This window comes from Phaeobacter piscinae, assembly GCF_002407245.1.
Taxonomy (GTDB): Bacteria; Pseudomonadota; Alphaproteobacteria; order Rhodobacterales; family Rhodobacteraceae; genus Phaeobacter; species Phaeobacter piscinae.
In genome coordinates, this window is record NZ_CP010681.1 from 209216 (window position 1) to 227589 (window position 18374).

An 18374-nucleotide genomic window follows, 5' to 3' on the forward strand; every position below is an offset into this window, starting at 1 on the left:
AGTCATGCGGATCCAGTTCAAAACCAGCTACGACCACGATATCCGCCTGTTTCCCGACCGTCACAGCCTCATCGTTTATGGCGCATTGATCGCATTGGCACTGGTGCTGCCGCTGCTGATCAATGAGTTCTACATTGGCGAAGTCACAAATGTTCTGATCTGGGCAATAGCAGGTCTGGGACTGATGTTGCTAACCGGGCAGACCGGTCAGGCCAGCCTTGGCCACGCCGCGTTTCTGGCAATTGGCTGCTATGCCAATACCATCCTGATTGAACAAGGGCTGCCTTTTGTTGTGGCGTTTCCGCTGGCTGGGGTGATTACCGGGATCGTCGGGGGCATCATCGCCATTCCGGCGCTGCGTCTGCACGGGATCTACCTTGCTATTGCGACGATTGCCCTGTCGATCCTTGCCGATGATATCATCGTTTTGCTGGAACCCTGGACCGGTGGTGTCTCGGGTAAGTTCCCTGATGTGATCCGCCTGTTCGGTATTGAGATCGAGCGTTGGACGATGCCGGTCCGGTTCTACTATCTTGTGCTCGGTGTCACGGTAATCTGTACGTTGTTTTATCGAAACCTGCTGCGCTCACCGCTTGGCCGGGCCTTTGCCGCAGTGCGCGACAGTGAGGTCAGCGCCACCGCGATGGGGGTTCATATCGCCCGCACCAAGGCGACCGCTTTCGGGCTGAGCTGCATGATCACCGGTTGGGCCGGGGCGTTGATGGGCTACTACGCTGGCGCTTTCAACAATGAAACATTTTCCCTGGTGATCTCCATCACCTTGTTGATGATGATCGTCATCGGGGGGCTTGGGTCCATCCATGGCGCGTTCTTTGGCGCGGTGGTGGTTGCGTTCCTGCCGCAGGGGCTGTCGATCCTGAAGGACAGCGTGCTGGGCAGTGGTGTTGCCATTCCGGGGCTGGAAACCGGCGTCTTCGGGATGATCCTAATCCTGTTCATCCTGTTTGAACCAATGGGCCTCTATGGGCGCTGGCTGAAGATCCGTATCTGGTTTGAGCTGTTCCCCTTTGCCCGCAAAGACATGTTCCGCCGCCAGAAATCCTATCTCAAGACGGAGCGCCTCAGATGAGCCTGTTGGAGATTGAACATGCGACGCTGAAATTTGGCGGCGTGGTGGCGGTGAACGATCTCAGTTTCTCGGTGGAGGAGGGGGAGGTCTATGCCATCGTTGGTCCTAACGGGGCTGGCAAGTCGACGGTTTTCAACCTGATTTCCCGGTTTTACCAACCGCATTCGGGCCGTCTGAGTTTTGACGGGCAGGACTTGCTGCAGTCCAAAGCCGATGCGGTGGCCGACTTGGGCATTGCGCGCACGTTCCAGAATATCGAGCTGTTCGACCATGCGACCGTGTTGCAGAACCTGCTGGTCGGGCGGCATCGCCACCGGCGTAGCACGCTGATGGAGGAGCTGTTCTTTTCTCCGCGCGTTCGGCGCGAAGAGCGCCGCCACCGGGCCGCGGTGGAAGAGGTGATCGACTTCCTCGACCTGCAGGCCTACCGCGACAAGATGATCGCCGGGTTGCCCTATGGGGTGCGCAAGGTGGTTGAACTGGGCCGCGCGCTGGCGTCCGGCCCACGGCTTTTGCTCTTGGATGAGCCCGCCTCCGGCCTGTCGGTTGAAGAAACTCAGGACATGCGCTGGTGGATTGATGATATTCGCAAGCAGATGGGGATCACCGTTCTTATGGTGGAGCACGATATGGGGCTGGTCTCCAGCGTATCGGACCGGGTGCTGGCGCTGGCGGATGGCGCCAAATTGGCGGAAGGAACCCCGGCTGAGGTTCAGGCCAATCCTGCGGTGATTGAGGCCTATTTGGGCGCGGGGGCGGTGTGATGGGGGCAGCCTTGTTGGACATCCGCAATCTGGAGAGTTTCTACGGCCCCATCATGGCCATTCGCGGTGTCTCCCTGTCGGTGGAGGCTGGTCAGATCGTCACTGTTCTGGGTGCAAATGGGGCCGGGAAATCGACGCTGCTAAAGACAATTTCTGGGATCATGGATCCTGAAAAGGGCAGTGTCAGCTTTGATGGTGAAGAGATCCAAGGCGAGGAGCCACACCGCATTGTCCGGCGCGGCATCGTGCATGTGCCGGAGGGACGGGAGGTTTTCCCCCTGTTGACTGTTGAGGAAAACCTGACACTGGGCGCCTACACCCGCCGGGATCAAGCGGAGATCGAGCGTGATCGCCAGATGGTGTTTGACTATTTTCCCATTCTGGCGGAACGGCGCCACCAGGAGGCCGGGACGTTGTCCGGCGGTCAGCAGCAGATGCTGGCGATTGGCCGCGGCCTGATGCTGCGCCCGCGGATCATGCTTCTGGATGAGCCAAGCCTGGGGTTGTCGCCGCTACTGGTGCAGGAGATTTTTGGCATCCTCAAACGGCTGAACCGTGATGAGGGGGTGACCATGATGTTGGTGGAACAGAACGCGCGTATCGCGCTTGAACTGGCTCATGTCGGTTATGTCATGGAAATCGGGCGCATTGTCATGGACGGCAGCGCCGACCGGCTGATGGAGAGCGAGGATATCAAATCCTTCTATCTGGGCCATCAGGAGGCGGGCCAACGCAGTGAAAAACGCTGGAAGCGCAAGAAGACATGGCGCTGACCAAGAGGCCTGAACAGGCGCAAAAACATGGGTTCAAGCGCGGATGGGAATGACGGTGACACAGACAGTGGTGGCGGCAGATCGCAGAGCAGAGCAGGATGGGGCAACGGCCCCGTTGCCTCAGGTCGTGCTGAACGGTGCCAGCTACAACGCAACGCCCGGACAACGGCCGGTCATGGTGGATCGCTGCGATACGGTGGCGAAGCTCTTTGCACTGCGCTGCCGCACGCTTGGTCCCCGCACCGCGCACCGAGAGAAGGACATGGGCATCTGGAAGGCCTATTCCTGGCAAGATTATTGGGACCACGCTGAGAAGATCGGCCTCGGCCTGATGGCGCTTGGGTTGGAGCGCGGCGAAGTTGTCTCAATCCTCAGCGAAGATCGCAAGGAATGGCTCTACCTCGATATGGGTATTCAGGGCGCCGGGGCAATTGCCTCGGGGGTCTACACCACGGATTCAGCGCAGCAGCTGGTCTATCTGGTCAACGACAGCGGCAGCCGGTTTCTGGTGGTGGAGAATGACGAACAGCTGGACAAGTTTCTGGAGATTGAGGCGGAGGTTCCGCACCTGCGCTGGGTGATCATTCTGGACCGCGACGGGCTGCATGATCTCCGGCATGAAAAATGTCTGTTTCTCGATCAGCTCTATGATCAGGGGGCAGCCTATAAAATCGCCAATCCAACGGCGTTTGAGGATGCGGTGGCGCGATCTCGACCGGATGATACTGCGCTGCTGATCTATACCTCGGGCACCACGGGTCTGCCTAAGGGCGCCATGCTGAGCCATGAGAATATTCTGGCCACGATGGAGTCAGGTGCGCGGTCGCTGGAGTGTTATGCCACGGATGAACAGCTGTGTTTCCTGCCGCTGTGCCATATTCTTGAGCGCAACGTCTCGGTCTATCTGCCGATGGCGGCGGGCAGTACGGTCAACTTCGCCGAAAGCCCGGAGACGGTCTTTGACAATATTCAGGAAGTCTCGCCTGCAACCTTCTTTGCGGTGCCGCGTGTCTGGGAGAAAGTCTATTCCCGCGTTCTGGTGCTGGCGCAGGAGGCAACCTGGCTGGGTCGCTGGGCCTTTAACCGGGCGGTGGCGGCGGGCGCGGCGCGGGCCAACTATGTGCTGGCCGCGAAACCCGTCCCGAGCGGCATCGCGCTGCGCTACCGTATCTGGGATCTGCTGGTCCTGCGGAATCTGCGGCGGATGCTGGGGCTGGACCGGTTGCGCCGGGGCGGTACGGGGGCGGCCCCGATCTCACCTGAGTTGCTGCGCTGGTACTGGTCGATCGGGGTGCCTCTGATCGAAGGTTACGGGATGACCGAAAACGCCGGGCTAACCGCAGCCAATCGGGTTTTGTCGCATCGTCCAGGCACTGTTGGTCAGGCAGTGCCAGGCGTCGAGATCCGCATCGCGCCGGATGGCGAAATTCAGCTTTGGGGGCTGAACAATTTCCAGGGCTACTGGAACAAGCCTGAAAAAACCGCTGAAACCTATACTGAGGACGGCTGGTTGCGCACAGGAGACGTCGGACAGCTGGATGATGCAGGTTTCTTAACCATCACCGGGCGGATCAAGGACATTATCATCACTGCTGGTGGGAAGAATATCACCCCGGCGGAAATCGAGAGCCGACTAAAATTCAGCCACTATATTTCCGATGCAGTGGTGATTGGTGATCGGCGTAAATTCCTGACCTGCCTGATTATGATTGATCAGGAGAACGTCGAGAAATTTGCCCAGGATCGAAAAATCCCGTTTAGTGATTTTGCCTCGCTCTGTGCGGCGGAACAGGTGGTTGATCTGATCCGGGGGGAGGTCGATGCGGTGAACAGGGATTTTGCGCGCGTCGAACAGATCAAGGATTTTCGCCTGATCAATGTCCTGCTGACGGCTGAGGATGACGAGCTGACCGCAACGATGAAGCTGAAACGCGGGCTGGTGGAGAAAAAGCACAAGCACCTGATTGACCAGATGTACTGACATAACGGGCGCATCCGCGCCGGGGGACACAAGGGAGTAAGCGCAGATGAAGACATGGACAGCGAAGCTTGTCGGGGTAGCTCTGGCAGCGGGGCTTGCGCCGCAGGCGATGGCGGACACTCAGGGCGTCAGCGACAGCGAAATCGTGTTGGGGTCAGTCAATGACCTAAGCGGGATCTTTGCCGCGGTGGGCGTGCCTGCTGTAAATGGCGCCAATCTACGTTTCGAGGAAGCCAATGCAAATGGCGGGGTCCATGGCCGTCAGCTCCGTTTCGTGGTGGAAGACAATGGCTACCAGATCCCGCGGGCGATGCAGGGCTACAACAAGCTTCTGAACCGCGATCAGGTGTTTGCGATGCTGTTGTCGCTTGGCACACCGATGAATATCGCCGGTTTTAAACTGCTCGACCCGAAGGGCATTCCCAACATCAGCCCGCTGACCGCTGCGCGACAGATGCTGCAGGACCCGGTGGACAACAAATTTATCGGCTTTTCCAGCTACTATGATCAGGTGCGGGCCGGGGTGAGCTATCTGGCAGAGGAGTTCGATGCCAAGGAAGTCTGCTCCATGTATATCCCGTCCGACTTTGGCAAGGAGATCAAGGAGGGCAGTGCGGATATTGCCGCCGACCTGGGCCTGCGCTTCGCTGCTGAGACGACGCACAAACCGGATGAGTTGGATTTTGTTGGCTCCCTCACCAAGCTGAAGGCGGAAGGGTGCGATGTCGTCACCATGGCGCTTGGCGTGCGGCAGGGGATCACCGTGGTTGGCACGGCCAAGAAACTGGGTTGGACAGATGTGAAATTCCTCAACACCTCTGCCGGATTTCTTGAGGTGGTGGCCGCCGTACCGGGCGGCGTGACAGACGGGTTATATGCGGCGGCAGGCTGGGCCGATCTGATCGCCCGGGCCGATGATGAAGTGCCCGCCAAGTTTATGGCGGATTATGAGGCCAAGTTCGGCCAGCCCGCCGGTGGCTTTGCCATGCTTGGATATAGCGCTGCCAATACCGTGGTGAACGCGCTGGAGGCGGCGGGCCCCGAGCTGACGCATGAGAGCTTTATCAAGGGGATGGAAAGCCTCGATTTCTTTGATGCGCTGACTGACACACAGATCACCTATGGTCCTGATGACCATCGCGGTGCCGATGTCATTGTTATTTCGGTGGTTGAAAACGGCGTCTGGAAAGAGTTGAGCCGGAAGTAAGCCGTATTCTTGCAATGAAAACCAAAGAGCCTGCAGATCGCGATCTGTAGGCTCTTTCTTATTCTGCAAAAACAATCCGAGATATCAGGTCTGACCGGGCTTCATATCATGCACATATTTGAATATCATAAGAATGTGTCGAGGGAGGCAGATCATGACAGTGACAAGACGGCGTTTTGTGCAGGGGCTGGGGGCGGGCATGGCTTTGTTGCCAGCGAGTCGCGTTTGGGCCGAAACCCGAATCTCGCTTGGTGGTGCGGAGGTTCTCAGCCTGTCCGATGGTCAGATGCGTCTGCCGCCGTCGTTCCTATACGGTGATCTGGATCCCGCCATGCTTGCCCCGGTTCTGGCAGAGCATGGGATGACGCCTGACGATCCGCTGACGCCGGCGATCAATATCACGCTTCTGCGTGACGCGGACCGCATTGTTCTCTTCGATGCGGGGGCTGGGCCAGCCTTTCAGGATGGGACAGGGCAATTGCCGGATGCACTGGCCGCGGTTGGCATCAGCCCAGAGGACGTTACCCATGTTGTCTTTACCCATTGTCACCCGGATCACCTCTGGGGAGTTTTGGACGATTTTGATGATCCGCTTTTTGGTAACGCAAAGCATTTGATGGGGCGACAGGAGTGGGACTATTGGTTCGACCCGGCGACTGTCGATATGGTTGGCGAGGATAGGGCGTCCATGGCTGTCGGTGCGCGTCGCCGGATGGAAGTATTGGCAGAGCGAATCACCTTGTTTGACGATGGTGCCGAGATCCTTCCCAATGTTGCTGCGCGGGCCACTTTTGGCCATTCGCCTGGCCATATGTCGTTTGAGATCGCCCGTGGCTCAGACAGGGTTATGGTTTTGGGGGATGCGGTTACCAACGCGCATGTCAGTTTCTCCGAGCCCGGTTGGGAGATTGCGTCAGATCAGGACCCTGCCCTCGCAGCACAGGTGCGACAAATGCTGTTACAACAACTGGCTGCGGAACAGATGATGGTGGTGGGCTATCATTTGCCAGCTGGCGGCGTAGGTTATGTTGAGGCATCGGGGGCTGGGTACCGGTTCGTGCAAGGTGCATGATATAAAGACAACCTTTGCATGTATTTATTTTTTATAAATATGCGGGGTGTGAATGGGGCTATATCAGCCGGTCCACGTTGCTAACGCATCCTAATAACTGCCTGAGATGGTTGTAGATTGGCACACACAGCTCACAAGGAGGGGTGTGCCCTGCCCAATCAGACCATTCTTGGCTGACATAGTCCTCAGTCAGCGGAGCACCCGTGAGAAGTAGCGCAACTCCATGTCTGAGAAGGTGGTGCTACCTGCAACAGTTTTTATTGGAAATGCTTGAAACCCCTTAGGTTGTATTATTTTTGATGACTTTCATTTGCCTCTGTGAGATGGTTAACGCGTGGGTAATCAATTTGATCGGGGTAGGGGGTTTTGGTTCCGGTTGTATTGCTAGAGGTAGTGGGTTTGGGATATGGAAAATAAACTTAGAATTCGCCATTTCGGCGCGTTTGGAGTTTTTCTGCCCGATGGAGAGAGTATTCTTCTCGGCTCAAAGCACCAAGCATTGTTGGCACTTTTGTCTACCGCCGAGGGCGGAGTACGAACGCGGGCGTTTCTGGAGCGCACCCTTTGGAGTTTGGCGCAGCCAGAACAGGCCAAGGCGAGCCTGCGCACCGCACTATCGACACTTCGACGACATCTTGGAACGGAATGCGCGTCTCTGCTCTCTGCAAATCGAGAGCGCGTGGTGCTAGATTTGTCCAAAATTGAAGTGGATGCAGACCCGGGGAAAGGCGATTTCATGGAGGGATTCGAACTTCCTCATGAGACGACATTTGCGGTTTGGTTGGAACAGCAGCGCAATGAGTTGACACGAGCGGATGCGCGGAACCGGGCTGCAACCGGAATGCTGAGAGACTACAGCCGTGCCGTGCTTGATAGCCTGTTGCCACCGATAGCGGTGCTGCCTTTTGTGCATCGTGCGCCAGGAGATGCGAAATCGCCGCTCGGTGCCTTACTATCCGAGGAACTGGTGCGCCATCTGTCGCGCAGTCACGCCTTTTGCGTGACGTCTTACCTGGCTTCGCGGCAGTTTGACCCGCATCAGATCCGACCAAGTGAAGTCTATTCAATGGCGGGTGCCAATTATTTGGTCTCGGGAACGGTAAATCTCACCGGACAGACCTATCGGCTTCAGGTCGATCTGCATGATGCCGAACGTGAGCGGGTTATCTGGTCCCGTGATTTCACAGAGTCCCTGTCGACACTGACCAGCGGGTGCAGCGCCGCATTGCGGGATGTGACTGCGCAGATCGGATGGACGGTTGTGGGGGAGTCAGTACGACTTGTCGGCTTTCGCCCCTTGTCCAAGCACGACAGTCACACGCTGCTGATGGCTGCGATTGCACTGATGCAGGACATGCAGCTGCCGCAGTTCAATCAGGCGCAGGAAATTCTCGCGGTGTTGCTGGAGCGTGAGGTGCAGCACCCGGTTGCTCTGACCTGGATGGCCATGTGGCACGTGATGCGCGTACAGAAGGGGTTCTCGACCGACCGACAATTGGATGCGCATCTGGCCAATCAGCTGATTGCGGCGGCACTGGCGCAGGATCCGTCCTTTTCGCTGGCTTTGACCGTGCGCGGATTGATCGCGAGCCACCTGATGTTCCGCTTCGATCTGGCGCAGGATTCCTATGACCTTGCGCTGAAGGACAATCCGAACGAGGCTCTGGCTCTGCTGCTCAAGGGGACAACGCTTGCCTATCAGAACCAGCCGGAAGATGCCGTGCGCCTGACTGATGCCGCGCGTCGTCTGTCACCGCTTGGGCCGCAGCGATATTACTTTGATTCGCTCTCGGCAACTGCCAACCTTGGGGCGCAGAACTATGATCGCGCGGTCAGCCTTGCGGATCGGTCGCTACAGGCCAACCCGACGTTCCCGTCAACGTTGCGGACGAAGGCCATTGCCCTGCAATCCATGGGTCAAACGGCCAAGGCGCGGGATGTTGTGAAATCCCTGCTGGATGTCCAGCCGGGCTTCAATATCGCCCGCTATGAGAAAGACCATGCCGCCCCCAATGCCCCTTTCGGCAAAGACTGGAGCAAGGCGCTGAGATCCGCAGGCGTTCCTGCCTGAACAGGATGAAAGCCGGGTGATCGTTAATCCGGGTGAAAACAAGGCAGACGCGGGGGCTTGCAAGCCTGCCGCGTCTTCGTTCTTTTGCGGGGGTGACTGGTGCCAGGTCTTGCCGACGCAGGCGCTCGGTCGCATAGGGCGAGAGGGGCCACATCATGAAAGCGATCACATATCGGGCATTTGGACCGGCGGAAACTGTGCTGCAATTGGAGGATCTGCCCGATATTGCGCCTGCGCGGGGCGAACTGCGCGTTGAACTGGCCTATTCCGGCGTCAACCCATCAGATGTGAAGGCAAGGGCCGGTGCCCGTGCTGGCGTCTCTGAACTGCCCTATCCTGTGATTGTCCCGCATAGCGACGGATCTGGCGTGGTCGTCGAGGTGGGCGAGGGGGTTGATCCGGCCCGGATCGGTGAGGAGGTCTGGATCTGGAATGGTCAGTGGCAACGTCCAAATGGCACCGCAGCCAGCTCGATCACCCTGCCCGCGAATCAGGCTGCTCCTCTGCCCGCAGGGCTGACCCTACAACAGGGGGCAGTCTTGGGTATTCCTGCACTTACAGCGGCTCATACAGTGTTTTCTGGCGGCGATGTCGGTGGCAAAACGGTGCTGATCCAAGGTGGCGCCGGTACGGTTGGTCTGCTGGCGGTGCAGTTGGCCAAATGGGGCGGCGCGCGGGTGGTTGCCACCTGCTCGTCCGCGGATTTCGAACGGGTGCAGCGTGCCGGAGCTGATGCAGTGCTGAGTTACGCTGAGGATGATCTGGCTGACCAGATCCTGGCGGCAAACGGGGGCCGTCCCGTGGATCACATTGTTGAGGTCGAATTTGGCGCCAATTGTGCGGTCGACACCGCCGTCATCGCCCCCAACGGACGCATCACCGCATATGGATCAGCACGGGACATGACCCCAAGCCTGCCGTTCTATCCCTTGATGTTCAAAGCCGTAACGCTGGAGATGGCGCTGGTCTATCTGTTGCCCGCAGAGGCCCGGCGCAATGCCATCGAACGTATCAATGCCGCTGCGGCGCAGGGCGCGCTACAGCCTCCTGTCGCTGCGGTTTTCGATCTGGCGGATACAGCTCAGGCGCATCAGGCCGTGGAGGCCGGAAAACGCGCAGGCGCGATCCTTGTAAAGACTGGGTGAGCCACGAAAAACCAAAGATCGCAGGTGGTGATTTCCAAGGCCAATCCACGCGATCAAAGGGAAGCGCGAAAACTGCATTTTTTTCCAGAAACCCCCTTGCGCCTCCCGATATCTGCCTTTAGACAGCCGCTCACCGATGGGGTGTGGCCAAGTGGTAAGGCAACAGTTTTTGGTACTGAAGATCGTAGGTTCGAATCCTACCACCCCAGCCATTTTTCTCTGAACATCCGATGAACTAGGCAGTTTTCCCCGGGCGCATGTGCGGGCGTTTCAGGGCGTTGACGCGGTGGTCACGTAAATCGTGGCTCTGACTGCTAGGTGAGTGTTCTTCTTCATATTGCTGGGCAGATGCGATGATACTCAAATCGCGTGTTGATCGGCGCCGCCGACCTGTGCCTGAGCCTATGGGGCGGACCAGCCGATTTTCATCGTCTGGGAGCGAAGTCAGATGGACCTGTCTTAGACGGGGTAAGATATTGGATTTGTTTTAGAAACAGGATGTGGAGATTAGTGCGTGTCACGCAGAATGAGTTCCGCATCCAGCAGCACAGTCTCTTCTTGCGCTTGCGGATGGTCAAGGCGTCGATCCAAACAGCACAACACCGCAGCGACCATGTCATCAATGGGGTTTCGCAATGTGGTCAGCCGGATGGTTGGCCAGCGGGCCATTTCGATATCGTCAAAACCGATGACCGAGATATCCTGTGATACGGCACGCCCGGCATCCTTCAGCGCCCCGAGTGCGCCGATGGCCATGGCATCATTGGCACAGAATATCCCATCAAAGTCGGCCTGTTCCAACAGTCTTTGGGTGGCGAAATATCCGCTCTCGGTCGTGTAGTTTCCTTTGATTTCTCCAGCAAGGGTGAGCCGATGCTTCACCAGGCCCTCGAGCAGCCCATTCCGACGCTCAGCGGTCGCGCCGAAGTCGTCCGGCCCGCCCACAAGTGCGACGTGCTGCCGCCCGCGTTGCGCAAACAGATCTGCTGCCAGCAGGGCGGCCTGATGATTGCGCAGACATATGTTGTCGACCCGCTCAGCGTCGATAATACGGCCAGAGGCAATGACGGGGATATGCAGTTTGCTGCAAAGATCGACAATCTCGGTGGCGAGGCTGCCGCTGCGCAGAATCATCGCGTCCAGCGGATATCGCAGCACCTGAGTGACGGCATCGCGGGCATGGTCGCCACTACCGGCGATCACCACTGGCCATTTACCCGCAGCGTTTAGGCCAGCAATCAGGGCCGAGGTGGCCTCCTTGTCGTATTCATTCCGCATCTCACCCGCAAAGACCGCAACCAGATTTGAGCGGGCGCCCTGCAACGTGGCCGCCAGTGCGTTTGGCTGATAGCCCAACTCGTGGGCGGCCAACAGGATGCGTTCGCGCTTTTCCTGATCAAGATAGGCGCCCTCGGTGAAGGCCCGCGACACTGCCGAACGCGAAACACCTGCAATTTCAGCGACATCCGCTGCTGTCACGCGCGAAAGCCGCCTACCAGCTGCTGGCCCTTGTCGTTTCATCTGTCGTCCCTTTCGGGCGGGATGTTTTTTTCTTCAAACACCGAAACCCTTGACATAACCGTTACATACCGCCCCTATATGAACACGTGTGCAGATCTGGTGCAACGGACTCGTTCCTGAGACAAAAGCGCTTCAAGCGCTGCTGCAGCAGAGCTCACTGGCCTAAGGGGAGGCCAATTCATAATACCACGGCGGGCTAAACCGGTCGCCGTGGTTCAATTGGAACCGCTCGCTCTTTAGGGGGCGACGGAGGACCGGAGACAGAAGATGAAACGTATTGCGTTCACAACCGCTGCCACGCTGGCATTCGCCGCCAATGCTGCATTTGCCGAAACTGAAATCACCTGGTGGCACGCCATGGGTGGTGCGCTGGGTGATACCGTCAACCAGATCGCATCTGACTTCAACGCGAGCCAGGATGAGTATAAGATCACCCCGGTTTTCAAGGGCACCTATGAGGAGACCCTGACCGCAGGCATCGCCGCCTTCCGCGCGGGTGAGCAACCCAATGTGATGCAGGTGTTTGACGCCGGCGCCGCTACCGTGATTGGCGCGAAGGGCGCGACCATTCCGGTGCAGGATCTCTTGGCCGACAATGGCGTTGATTTCGACATCAATGACTATATCGCTGGTGTGCGCTATTTCTACGCCGACAGCGATGGCAAGATGATCGGCATGCCGTTCAACTCCTCCACGCCCATTATGTACTATAACATTCAGGCGCTGGAGAAAGCGGGGGTTACCGCACCCAAGACCTGGGAAGAATTCCAGACCGTGACTGCGCCCGCGCTGAAAGAGGCTGGGTATACCGCCCTGTCGCAATCGCACCTGCCCTGGATCTTCACCGAGAACTTCCATTCCCGCCATAACCTGCCGTTTGCAACCAACAACAATGGTTACGACGGCGTCGACACTCAGATTCTGGTGAACAATGACGCGATCAAAGCGCATTTCACCGCCGTGACTGACTGGCAGGAAAAGGGCCATTTTGAATGGTTCGGCACGGGCTGGGGGGACAACCAGACGCCGTTTGAAGAAGGCAAGGTTGCCATGTGGCTGGGGTCTTCCGGCTCTTTTGGTGGTCTGAGCAAAAAAGACCTGCCGTTTGATTTCTCCGCTACCATGCTGCCCTATTGGGAAGGTGTGACCAAAGAGCCGACGCAGACGTTCATCGGCGGCGCGTCCCTGTTTGCGATGGCTGGTCATGATGCCGAAGAAAACAAGGCAACCGCTGCGTTCTTCGACTTCCTGACCTCTTCTGAGGTGCAGTATTTCTGGCACAAAGAGACCGGATATGTGCCAATCACAGAAGCCGCCTATGAAATGGCAAAAGCGGACGGTCATTATGACCGCGCGCCTGCTGCCGAGGTTGGTATCCAGCAGCTGTCGCTGCCCGGTGGTGACAACACCAAAGGCTATCGCATGGGCTTCTACGTGCAGATTCGCGATGTAATGAACCGTGAATACGGCCGCATCCTGACTGGTGAAACATCGGTTGAAGACGCGTTCAACGCCATCGAAGCCGAAGCCAACAACCTGCTGGCCCGTTTCGCAAAAACCCAAGGCTAATCGCGGGGCTTCCCCTTACTTGTGACGGCCGCAGCCCCTGCGGCCGTCACGCATTCCAACGAAGAGGCACACCGTGAAACGCGCCGGATTCTCGACCAAGTGGATGCCGATCCTGTTGCTGATGCCGCAGCTCGTCATTATCGCTATTTTCTTCTATTGGCCCGCCTGGCATGCAATCCAGTCGTCCTTCTACCTTCAGGATCCGTTTGGGTTTGGCTCGACCTTCGTGGGGCTGGATAACTATACCGATCTTCTGGGCAATTCCGAATATCGCCGTGTCGCGATCTTCACTCTCGTCTTTACAGTGCTGGTAACCTTCTTCTCGCTGGCGATTGCACTGCTGCTGGCGGTGAAGGCGGACAATGTTCTGCGCGGTGCCCGCACCTACCGGACGCTTCTTATGTGGGTCTACGCGGTGGCGCCGCCGGTTGCAGGCTTTATCGGCCTGATCATGTTCGACCAGAGCTGGGGGCCGCTGACGCGCCTTGCTGGCGTCTTTGGTTGGGATTTTGTGCTGGGTGTGAATTTCAATGACACTGCTGCCGCCATGGTTCTGGTGTCGGTCTGGAAACAGATTCCGGTCAACTTCATCTTCTTTTTGTCCGGGCTTCAGTCGATCCCGCGTTCCGTGCGCGAAGCGGCCCTGATCGACAATCGCTCAGCCACAGGCCGGTTCTGGGATGTCACCTTTCCGCTGCTGGCGCCGACCGGCTTCTTCCTGCTGATCATCAATATCACCTATGCGCTGTTCGACACCTTCGGCATCGTCGATACCCTTGTGAAAGGTGAGCCGGGAAACAACCCGATGACCCTGGTTTACAAGGTCTACGTGGATGGTTTCCGTGGCAACGATCTGGGTGGTTCGTCGGCGCAGTCGGTTATTCTGATGGTCCTTGTTCTGGCGCTTACGATCTTTCAGTTCCGGCTGATCGACCGCCGCATCCACTATACCTGAGGGGGCTGACATGGCTGACCAAACACCCGTCCAAACGCCACGCCGCTCCATCAACTGGGGGGCTATTGGCGACCACACTGTGCTGATCCTCGGCTCGCTGTTCATGTTGGTGCCGCTGATCATGGTGGTGCTGACCACCACGGTGCCGGATGTGGACATCATCAAATACGGCCCGCAGCTGAAAATCGGCGATCAGTTCGATGAGAATTTCGAGAAGGCGATGTTTGAGGCGTCTGGGTTCTCCGGAGCGAATACCGGGACCCGGATGCTGTTCAACTCCTTCGTGCTGGGCATCGGCTTTGCGCTTGGCAAGATCGTGATCGCGATGATGGCGGCCTATGCCATCGTTTACTTCCGCCTGCGGTTCGCCTCGCTGGCATTCTGGGTGATCTTCACCACGCTGCTTCTGCCGCTGGAGGTGCGTATTCTGCCGTCTTATGAGGTCGTGCAGCAGCTGGGTATGCTGAACACCTATCAGGGGCTGATCATTCCGCTGATCGCATCGGCCACGGCGACGTTCTTCTTCCGGCAGTATTTCCGGTCGATCCCCGAAGAACTTGTTGAGGCTGCCCGCATCGACGGGGCAGGGCCGGTGAAGTTCTTCATCGATATTCTCGTGCCGCTGTCCAAAACCATGATCGCAGCGATGTTCATCATCATGTTTGTCTTTGGCTGGAACCAGTATCTCTGGCCCACGATGATCACGACCGAAGAGGACATGTATACGCTGGTGCGGGGGATCAAACAGATCACTCAGACCCTGGAAGGCACAAATGTGCCGGAATTCGGTCGCGCAAATCTTCTGGCAGTGATTGCCATCCTGCCCCCGGTGGCAGTCGTCATTTTCTTCCAAAGCTGGTTCGTCAAGGGCCTGACGGAATCCGATAAGTAAGGACTTCACACAATGGCTCAGGTTACCCTGAATTCTGTACGCAAGGTCTACCCCAACGGGGTTGAGGCCGTCACCTCCTCCAGCTTCAAGATCGAGGACGGCGAGTTCGTCGTCCTGGTCGGCCCGTCGGGCTGTGGCAAATCCACCCTGCTGCGCATGATCGCCGGTCTGGAGGATATCACCGAAGGCTCGCTGGAGATCGGCGACCGGGTGGTGAACAACGTGGATCCCGCAGATCGCGATATTGCGATGGTGTTCCAGAACTACGCGCTTTACCCGCATATGACCGTGCGCAAGAACATCGCCTACGGTCTGAAAAACCGCAAAACCCCTGCGGATGAGATCGAGCGCAAGGTGGCCGAGGCCGCCAAGATGCTGAACCTCGAAGAGTATCTGGATCGCAAACCGTCTCAGTTGTCCGGTGGACAGCGCCAGCGGGTTGCCATGGGCCGTGCCATCGTGCGTGACCCGGCATTGTTCCTGTTCGACGAACCTCTGTCGAACCTCGATGCCAAGCTGCGCAACCAGATGCGGATTGAGATCAAGGCATTGCAGCGCCGGTTGGGCGTGACCTCTATCTATGTGACCCACGATCAGGTCGAAGCGATGACCATGGCGGATCGCATCATCGTGCTGAACGGTGGCCGTATCGAACAGATCGGCACCCCGTCTGAGATCTACCACAACCCGGCGTCTGTCTTTGTGGCGTCGTTTATGGGCGCCCCGCCGATGAATCTGATCGACGCCACCATCGCCAACGGCCAGGTGACATTGCCGGATGGTGTCTCCATGGGCGCGCTGGACACCTCGGCCCAGGGCGCGGTCAAGCTGGGTATCCGGCCGGAGGACGTCCAGCTGGTTGCCGAAGGTGGCCTTGCCATCAATGTGGAGCTGATCGAAGAACTCGGCGCCCATCGTCTGTTGCATGGCAAGCTGGGGGGGCAACCCTTCACCATTCACGTACTGAAGGACATCCCGGTTGATCCCGGCACCCATCAGATATCGGTCGACCCGGCAGCGATCTGCCTGTTTGACGCGGAAAGCGGCCAGCGACGATGACACGGGTTCTGGACAGCCTGCCGACGGTTTCATCCGATCTGCAGGCGCGGATCAAGGCGGCGCCGCGCAATGCGGTGGCGCACCGGGCGCTGATGGCTGAGGTGCCGGCAATGTCGACCTTGCAATCCGGCGGTCAGGCCTCTCTGGAGGTCTTGACCGCCTCGGTTTCCGTTGTTGCCTGGAACGTCGAGCGCTGCCTGTTCCCGGAGGATACGGCCCGCCATATTCAACCTCTCGCCCCGCAGGTCGTCCTGCTGTCGGAGGTGGATCACGGCATGGCCCGCACCGGTCAGCGCCACACCACCGAGGCCATGGCGAAAGCGCTGGACATGGCTTACGTCTTTGGCGTTGAGTTCCATGAGCTGGATCTGGGGGGCCCGACCGAGCAGGCCTTCTGTACGGATGATTTCAACCTGTTTGGCTGGCACGGGAACGCCATCCTCTCGGCCGTTCCGCCAGAGCGTGTCACCCTGATCCGGCTGGATGACCACGGCCACTGGTTTTCCTCCGATGAGGTGCCCGCCGATCCGGAGCAGCCACGTCTTGGCGGGCGGATGGCTATCGCGGCGGTCCTGCCGACTGAGGCGGGGCCGATTTGCGTTGTCTCCACCCATCTGGAAAGCAATGCTGACGCCGAACACCGCCATGCGCAATTCGACCGTCTGCTGCATGCAATTGAGGCGTTTGCGCCGGATATGCCGGTGTTGATCGGCGGGGATCTCAACACCGGCAACCATTTGCCGCCTGATTTCGATTGGCAACGTGAGACGCTGTTCGATCTGGCGCGCGCGCATGGCTATGACTGGTCCGCGACCCCGGATGGTGTCACCACCCGGCCAAGCCTCATCACGCCGCATCCGGACCGGCAGATGAAACTGGATTGGTTCTGCACCCGTGGCATGCGCTCAACGGAAAACCGTCTGGTGTCTTCAGTTGATGAAAATGGCCGCCCGCTGTCCGATCACGATGCTGTCTGGTGCCGCGTCGCGCTGGACTGACACGGGCGCATGCCAGAGGCTGCTAAACCAAAAAAACCTGCCGCCGCATAATCCACGCCTGATTATCGGCGGCAGGCTGACGACCATATGCTAAACAAGGCATATGTTGTTTGATCTTCCTGACCATGAGGCGCTGTATCAGGCGCTGCTCAATCGCGATGACCGGTATGACGGGCAGGCTTATGTCTGCGTCGCCACCACCGGCATCTTCTGTCGCCTGATCTGCCCGGCACGCAAACCCAAACGCGAGAACTGCCAGTTTTTCGGCAGCGTAGGCGAATGTATCGAAGCCGGGTTTCGCGCCTGCAAACGGTGCCACCCCCTGCGCCCGATGGCAGAGGCGGATCCCGCAGTGGCCACCCTTTTGGCGGCCTTGGACCAACGCCCGGACTACCGCTGGGGGGAGGGGGATATCACCCGCATGGGCTTTGATCTCTCCACGGTGCGGCGCAGTTTCAAGCGACAGTTCGGCATGACCTTTCTGGAGATGGCCCGCCAGCGCCGACTGCGCGAAGGCTTCACCGTGTTGTCGGACGGCGGCAAGGTGATCGAGGCGCAGCTGGATGCGCAATTTGACTCCCCCAGCGCGTTTCGCGCCGCATTTGCCCGCCTGTTGGGACGTGCGCCTGGCAGCCTGACCGGCGAAGGCCTGTTGCTGGCGGATTGGATTGCGACACCGCTTGGTGACATGATTGCCGTTGCCAGCAAGACAGAACTGCATTTGCTGGAATTTGTGGAGCGCAAGGCGCTCAAGGGCGAATTGGATAAATTGCAACGCGCCGTGAAAGGCGACCTCGGCATAGGTCCCACACCGCCGAGCGAGCAGATCCGGGCGGAACTGGATGCGTTTTTTGCGGGGCGTTCGGCGCGATTTGAGACTCCTTTGGCCTATCATGGCACAGCCTTCATGCAACAGGTCTGGGATGCGCTGCGACAGATCCCACCGGGCATCACCCGCAGCTATTCGGAGATTGCGCGCATCATTGGCCGCCCTGATGCCACCCGTGCTGTTGCCCGCGCCAATGGCGCCAATCAGATCGCTTTGGTGGTGCCCTGCCACCGGGTGATTGGTGCGGATGGGTCGCTGACCGGATACGGTGGGGGGCTGTGGCGCAAACAGCGGCTCTTGGACATTGAGCGCCAGTATCGCACATCGGCGGCGCAGCCGGTCTGAGGGTCTCGCCCAAGACCGGAGGGGCGCGTGGATAGCCCCTCCAGACCGATCGGCGGTTTCCCAACCCCCGGCAAATCTGTAGAAGGCAGTAACGCCACTCAGA

Annotated in this window: 15 protein-coding genes and 1 tRNA gene; 15 read left to right on the forward strand and 1 reads right to left on the reverse strand. The window is 58.5% G+C overall.

The window, feature by feature from the left end; translation table 11 throughout:
• The first annotated feature begins 4 nt into the window (after window positions 1–4).
• The 9 genes from phaeop14_RS00900 to phaeop14_RS00940 all read left to right on the forward strand — a co-directional run bounded on the left by phaeop14_RS00900 (window position 5) and on the right by phaeop14_RS00940 (window position 10315).
• On the forward strand, window positions 5–1090 hold the full coding sequence (locus phaeop14_RS00900) for a branched-chain amino acid ABC transporter permease (RefSeq protein WP_096788476.1): 1086 nt from the start codon (window positions 5–7) through the stop codon (window positions 1088–1090).
• Complete coding sequence (locus phaeop14_RS00905; RefSeq protein WP_040171430.1) at window positions 1087–1854, forward strand: ABC transporter ATP-binding protein; 768 nt, start codon at window positions 1087–1089, stop codon at window positions 1852–1854. Before phaeop14_RS00900 ends, phaeop14_RS00905 begins: the two co-directional genes overlap by 4 nt.
• Window positions 1854–2627 (forward strand): ABC transporter ATP-binding protein, encoded by a 774-nt coding sequence (locus tag phaeop14_RS00910; protein ID WP_040171429.1) that lies wholly within the window; start codon window positions 1854–1856, stop codon window positions 2625–2627. Before phaeop14_RS00905 ends, phaeop14_RS00910 begins: the two co-directional genes overlap by 1 nt.
• 43 nt (window positions 2628–2670) lie before the next feature.
• Window positions 2671–4608: an AMP-dependent synthetase/ligase gene (locus phaeop14_RS00915; RefSeq protein WP_096788477.1), complete on the forward strand. Its 1938-nt coding sequence runs from the start codon at window positions 2671–2673 to the stop codon at window positions 4606–4608.
• A 46-nt stretch (window positions 4609–4654) separates the two neighbouring features.
• Window positions 4655–5815: an ABC transporter substrate-binding protein gene (locus tag phaeop14_RS00920; RefSeq protein ID WP_040171424.1), complete on the forward strand. Its 1161-nt coding sequence runs from the start codon at window positions 4655–4657 to the stop codon at window positions 5813–5815.
• A gap of 154 nt (window positions 5816–5969) precedes the next feature.
• Window positions 5970–6887 (forward strand): MBL fold metallo-hydrolase, encoded by a 918-nt coding sequence (locus phaeop14_RS00925; protein ID WP_096788478.1) that lies wholly within the window; start codon window positions 5970–5972, stop codon window positions 6885–6887.
• 406 nt (window positions 6888–7293) lie between these two features.
• Window positions 7294–8958, forward strand: coding sequence for a tetratricopeptide repeat protein (locus phaeop14_RS00930; protein ID WP_096788479.1), 1665 nt, complete (start codon window positions 7294–7296; stop codon window positions 8956–8958).
• 155 nt (window positions 8959–9113) lie between these two features.
• Window positions 9114–10103, forward strand: a complete 990-nt coding sequence (locus tag phaeop14_RS00935; RefSeq protein ID WP_040171418.1) for an NADPH:quinone reductase — start codon at window positions 9114–9116, stop codon at window positions 10101–10103.
• A 137-nt stretch (window positions 10104–10240) separates the two neighbouring features.
• Window positions 10241–10315, forward strand: a tRNA-Gln gene (locus phaeop14_RS00940).
• Between the two features lie 295 nt (window positions 10316–10610).
• Here the strand turns inward: phaeop14_RS00940 and phaeop14_RS00945 are convergent.
• Entirely contained in the window at window positions 10611–11624 is a 1014-nt protein-coding gene (locus phaeop14_RS00945; protein WP_040171415.1) for a LacI family DNA-binding transcriptional regulator, read from the reverse strand.
• A 267-nt stretch (window positions 11625–11891) separates the two neighbouring features.
• On the opposite strand from phaeop14_RS00945, the gene phaeop14_RS00950 reads away from it, so the two are divergent.
• From phaeop14_RS00950 to phaeop14_RS00975, 6 genes are all read left to right on the forward strand, one after another.
• Window positions 11892–13193 (forward strand): extracellular solute-binding protein, encoded by a 1302-nt coding sequence (locus phaeop14_RS00950; protein ID WP_040171412.1) that lies wholly within the window; start codon window positions 11892–11894, stop codon window positions 13191–13193.
• 73 nt (window positions 13194–13266) lie between these two features.
• Window positions 13267–14148, forward strand: a complete 882-nt coding sequence (locus tag phaeop14_RS00955) for an ABC transporter permease subunit (RefSeq protein WP_024098571.1) — start codon at window positions 13267–13269, stop codon at window positions 14146–14148.
• Between the two features lie 10 nt (window positions 14149–14158).
• Entirely contained in the window at window positions 14159–15040 is an 882-nt protein-coding gene (locus tag phaeop14_RS00960) for an ABC transporter permease subunit (RefSeq protein ID WP_040171410.1), read from the forward strand.
• Window positions 15041–15052: 12 nt separating this feature from the next.
• Window positions 15053–16099 carry an ABC transporter ATP-binding protein gene (locus phaeop14_RS00965; protein ID WP_040171407.1) on the forward strand — a complete coding sequence of 349 codons (1047 nt, stop codon included), beginning with the start codon at window positions 15053–15055 and terminating at the stop codon, window positions 16097–16099.
• Complete coding sequence (locus tag phaeop14_RS00970; protein ID WP_040180683.1) at window positions 16096–17097, forward strand: endonuclease/exonuclease/phosphatase family protein; 1002 nt, start codon at window positions 16096–16098, stop codon at window positions 17095–17097. The genes phaeop14_RS00965 and phaeop14_RS00970 overlap by 4 nt, the downstream gene beginning before the upstream one ends.
• 103 nt (window positions 17098–17200) lie before the next feature.
• Entirely contained in the window at window positions 17201–18271 is a 1071-nt protein-coding gene (locus tag phaeop14_RS00975; protein WP_096788480.1) for a bifunctional transcriptional activator/DNA repair enzyme AdaA, read from the forward strand.
• The last annotated feature ends 103 nt before the right edge of the window (window positions 18272–18374 follow it).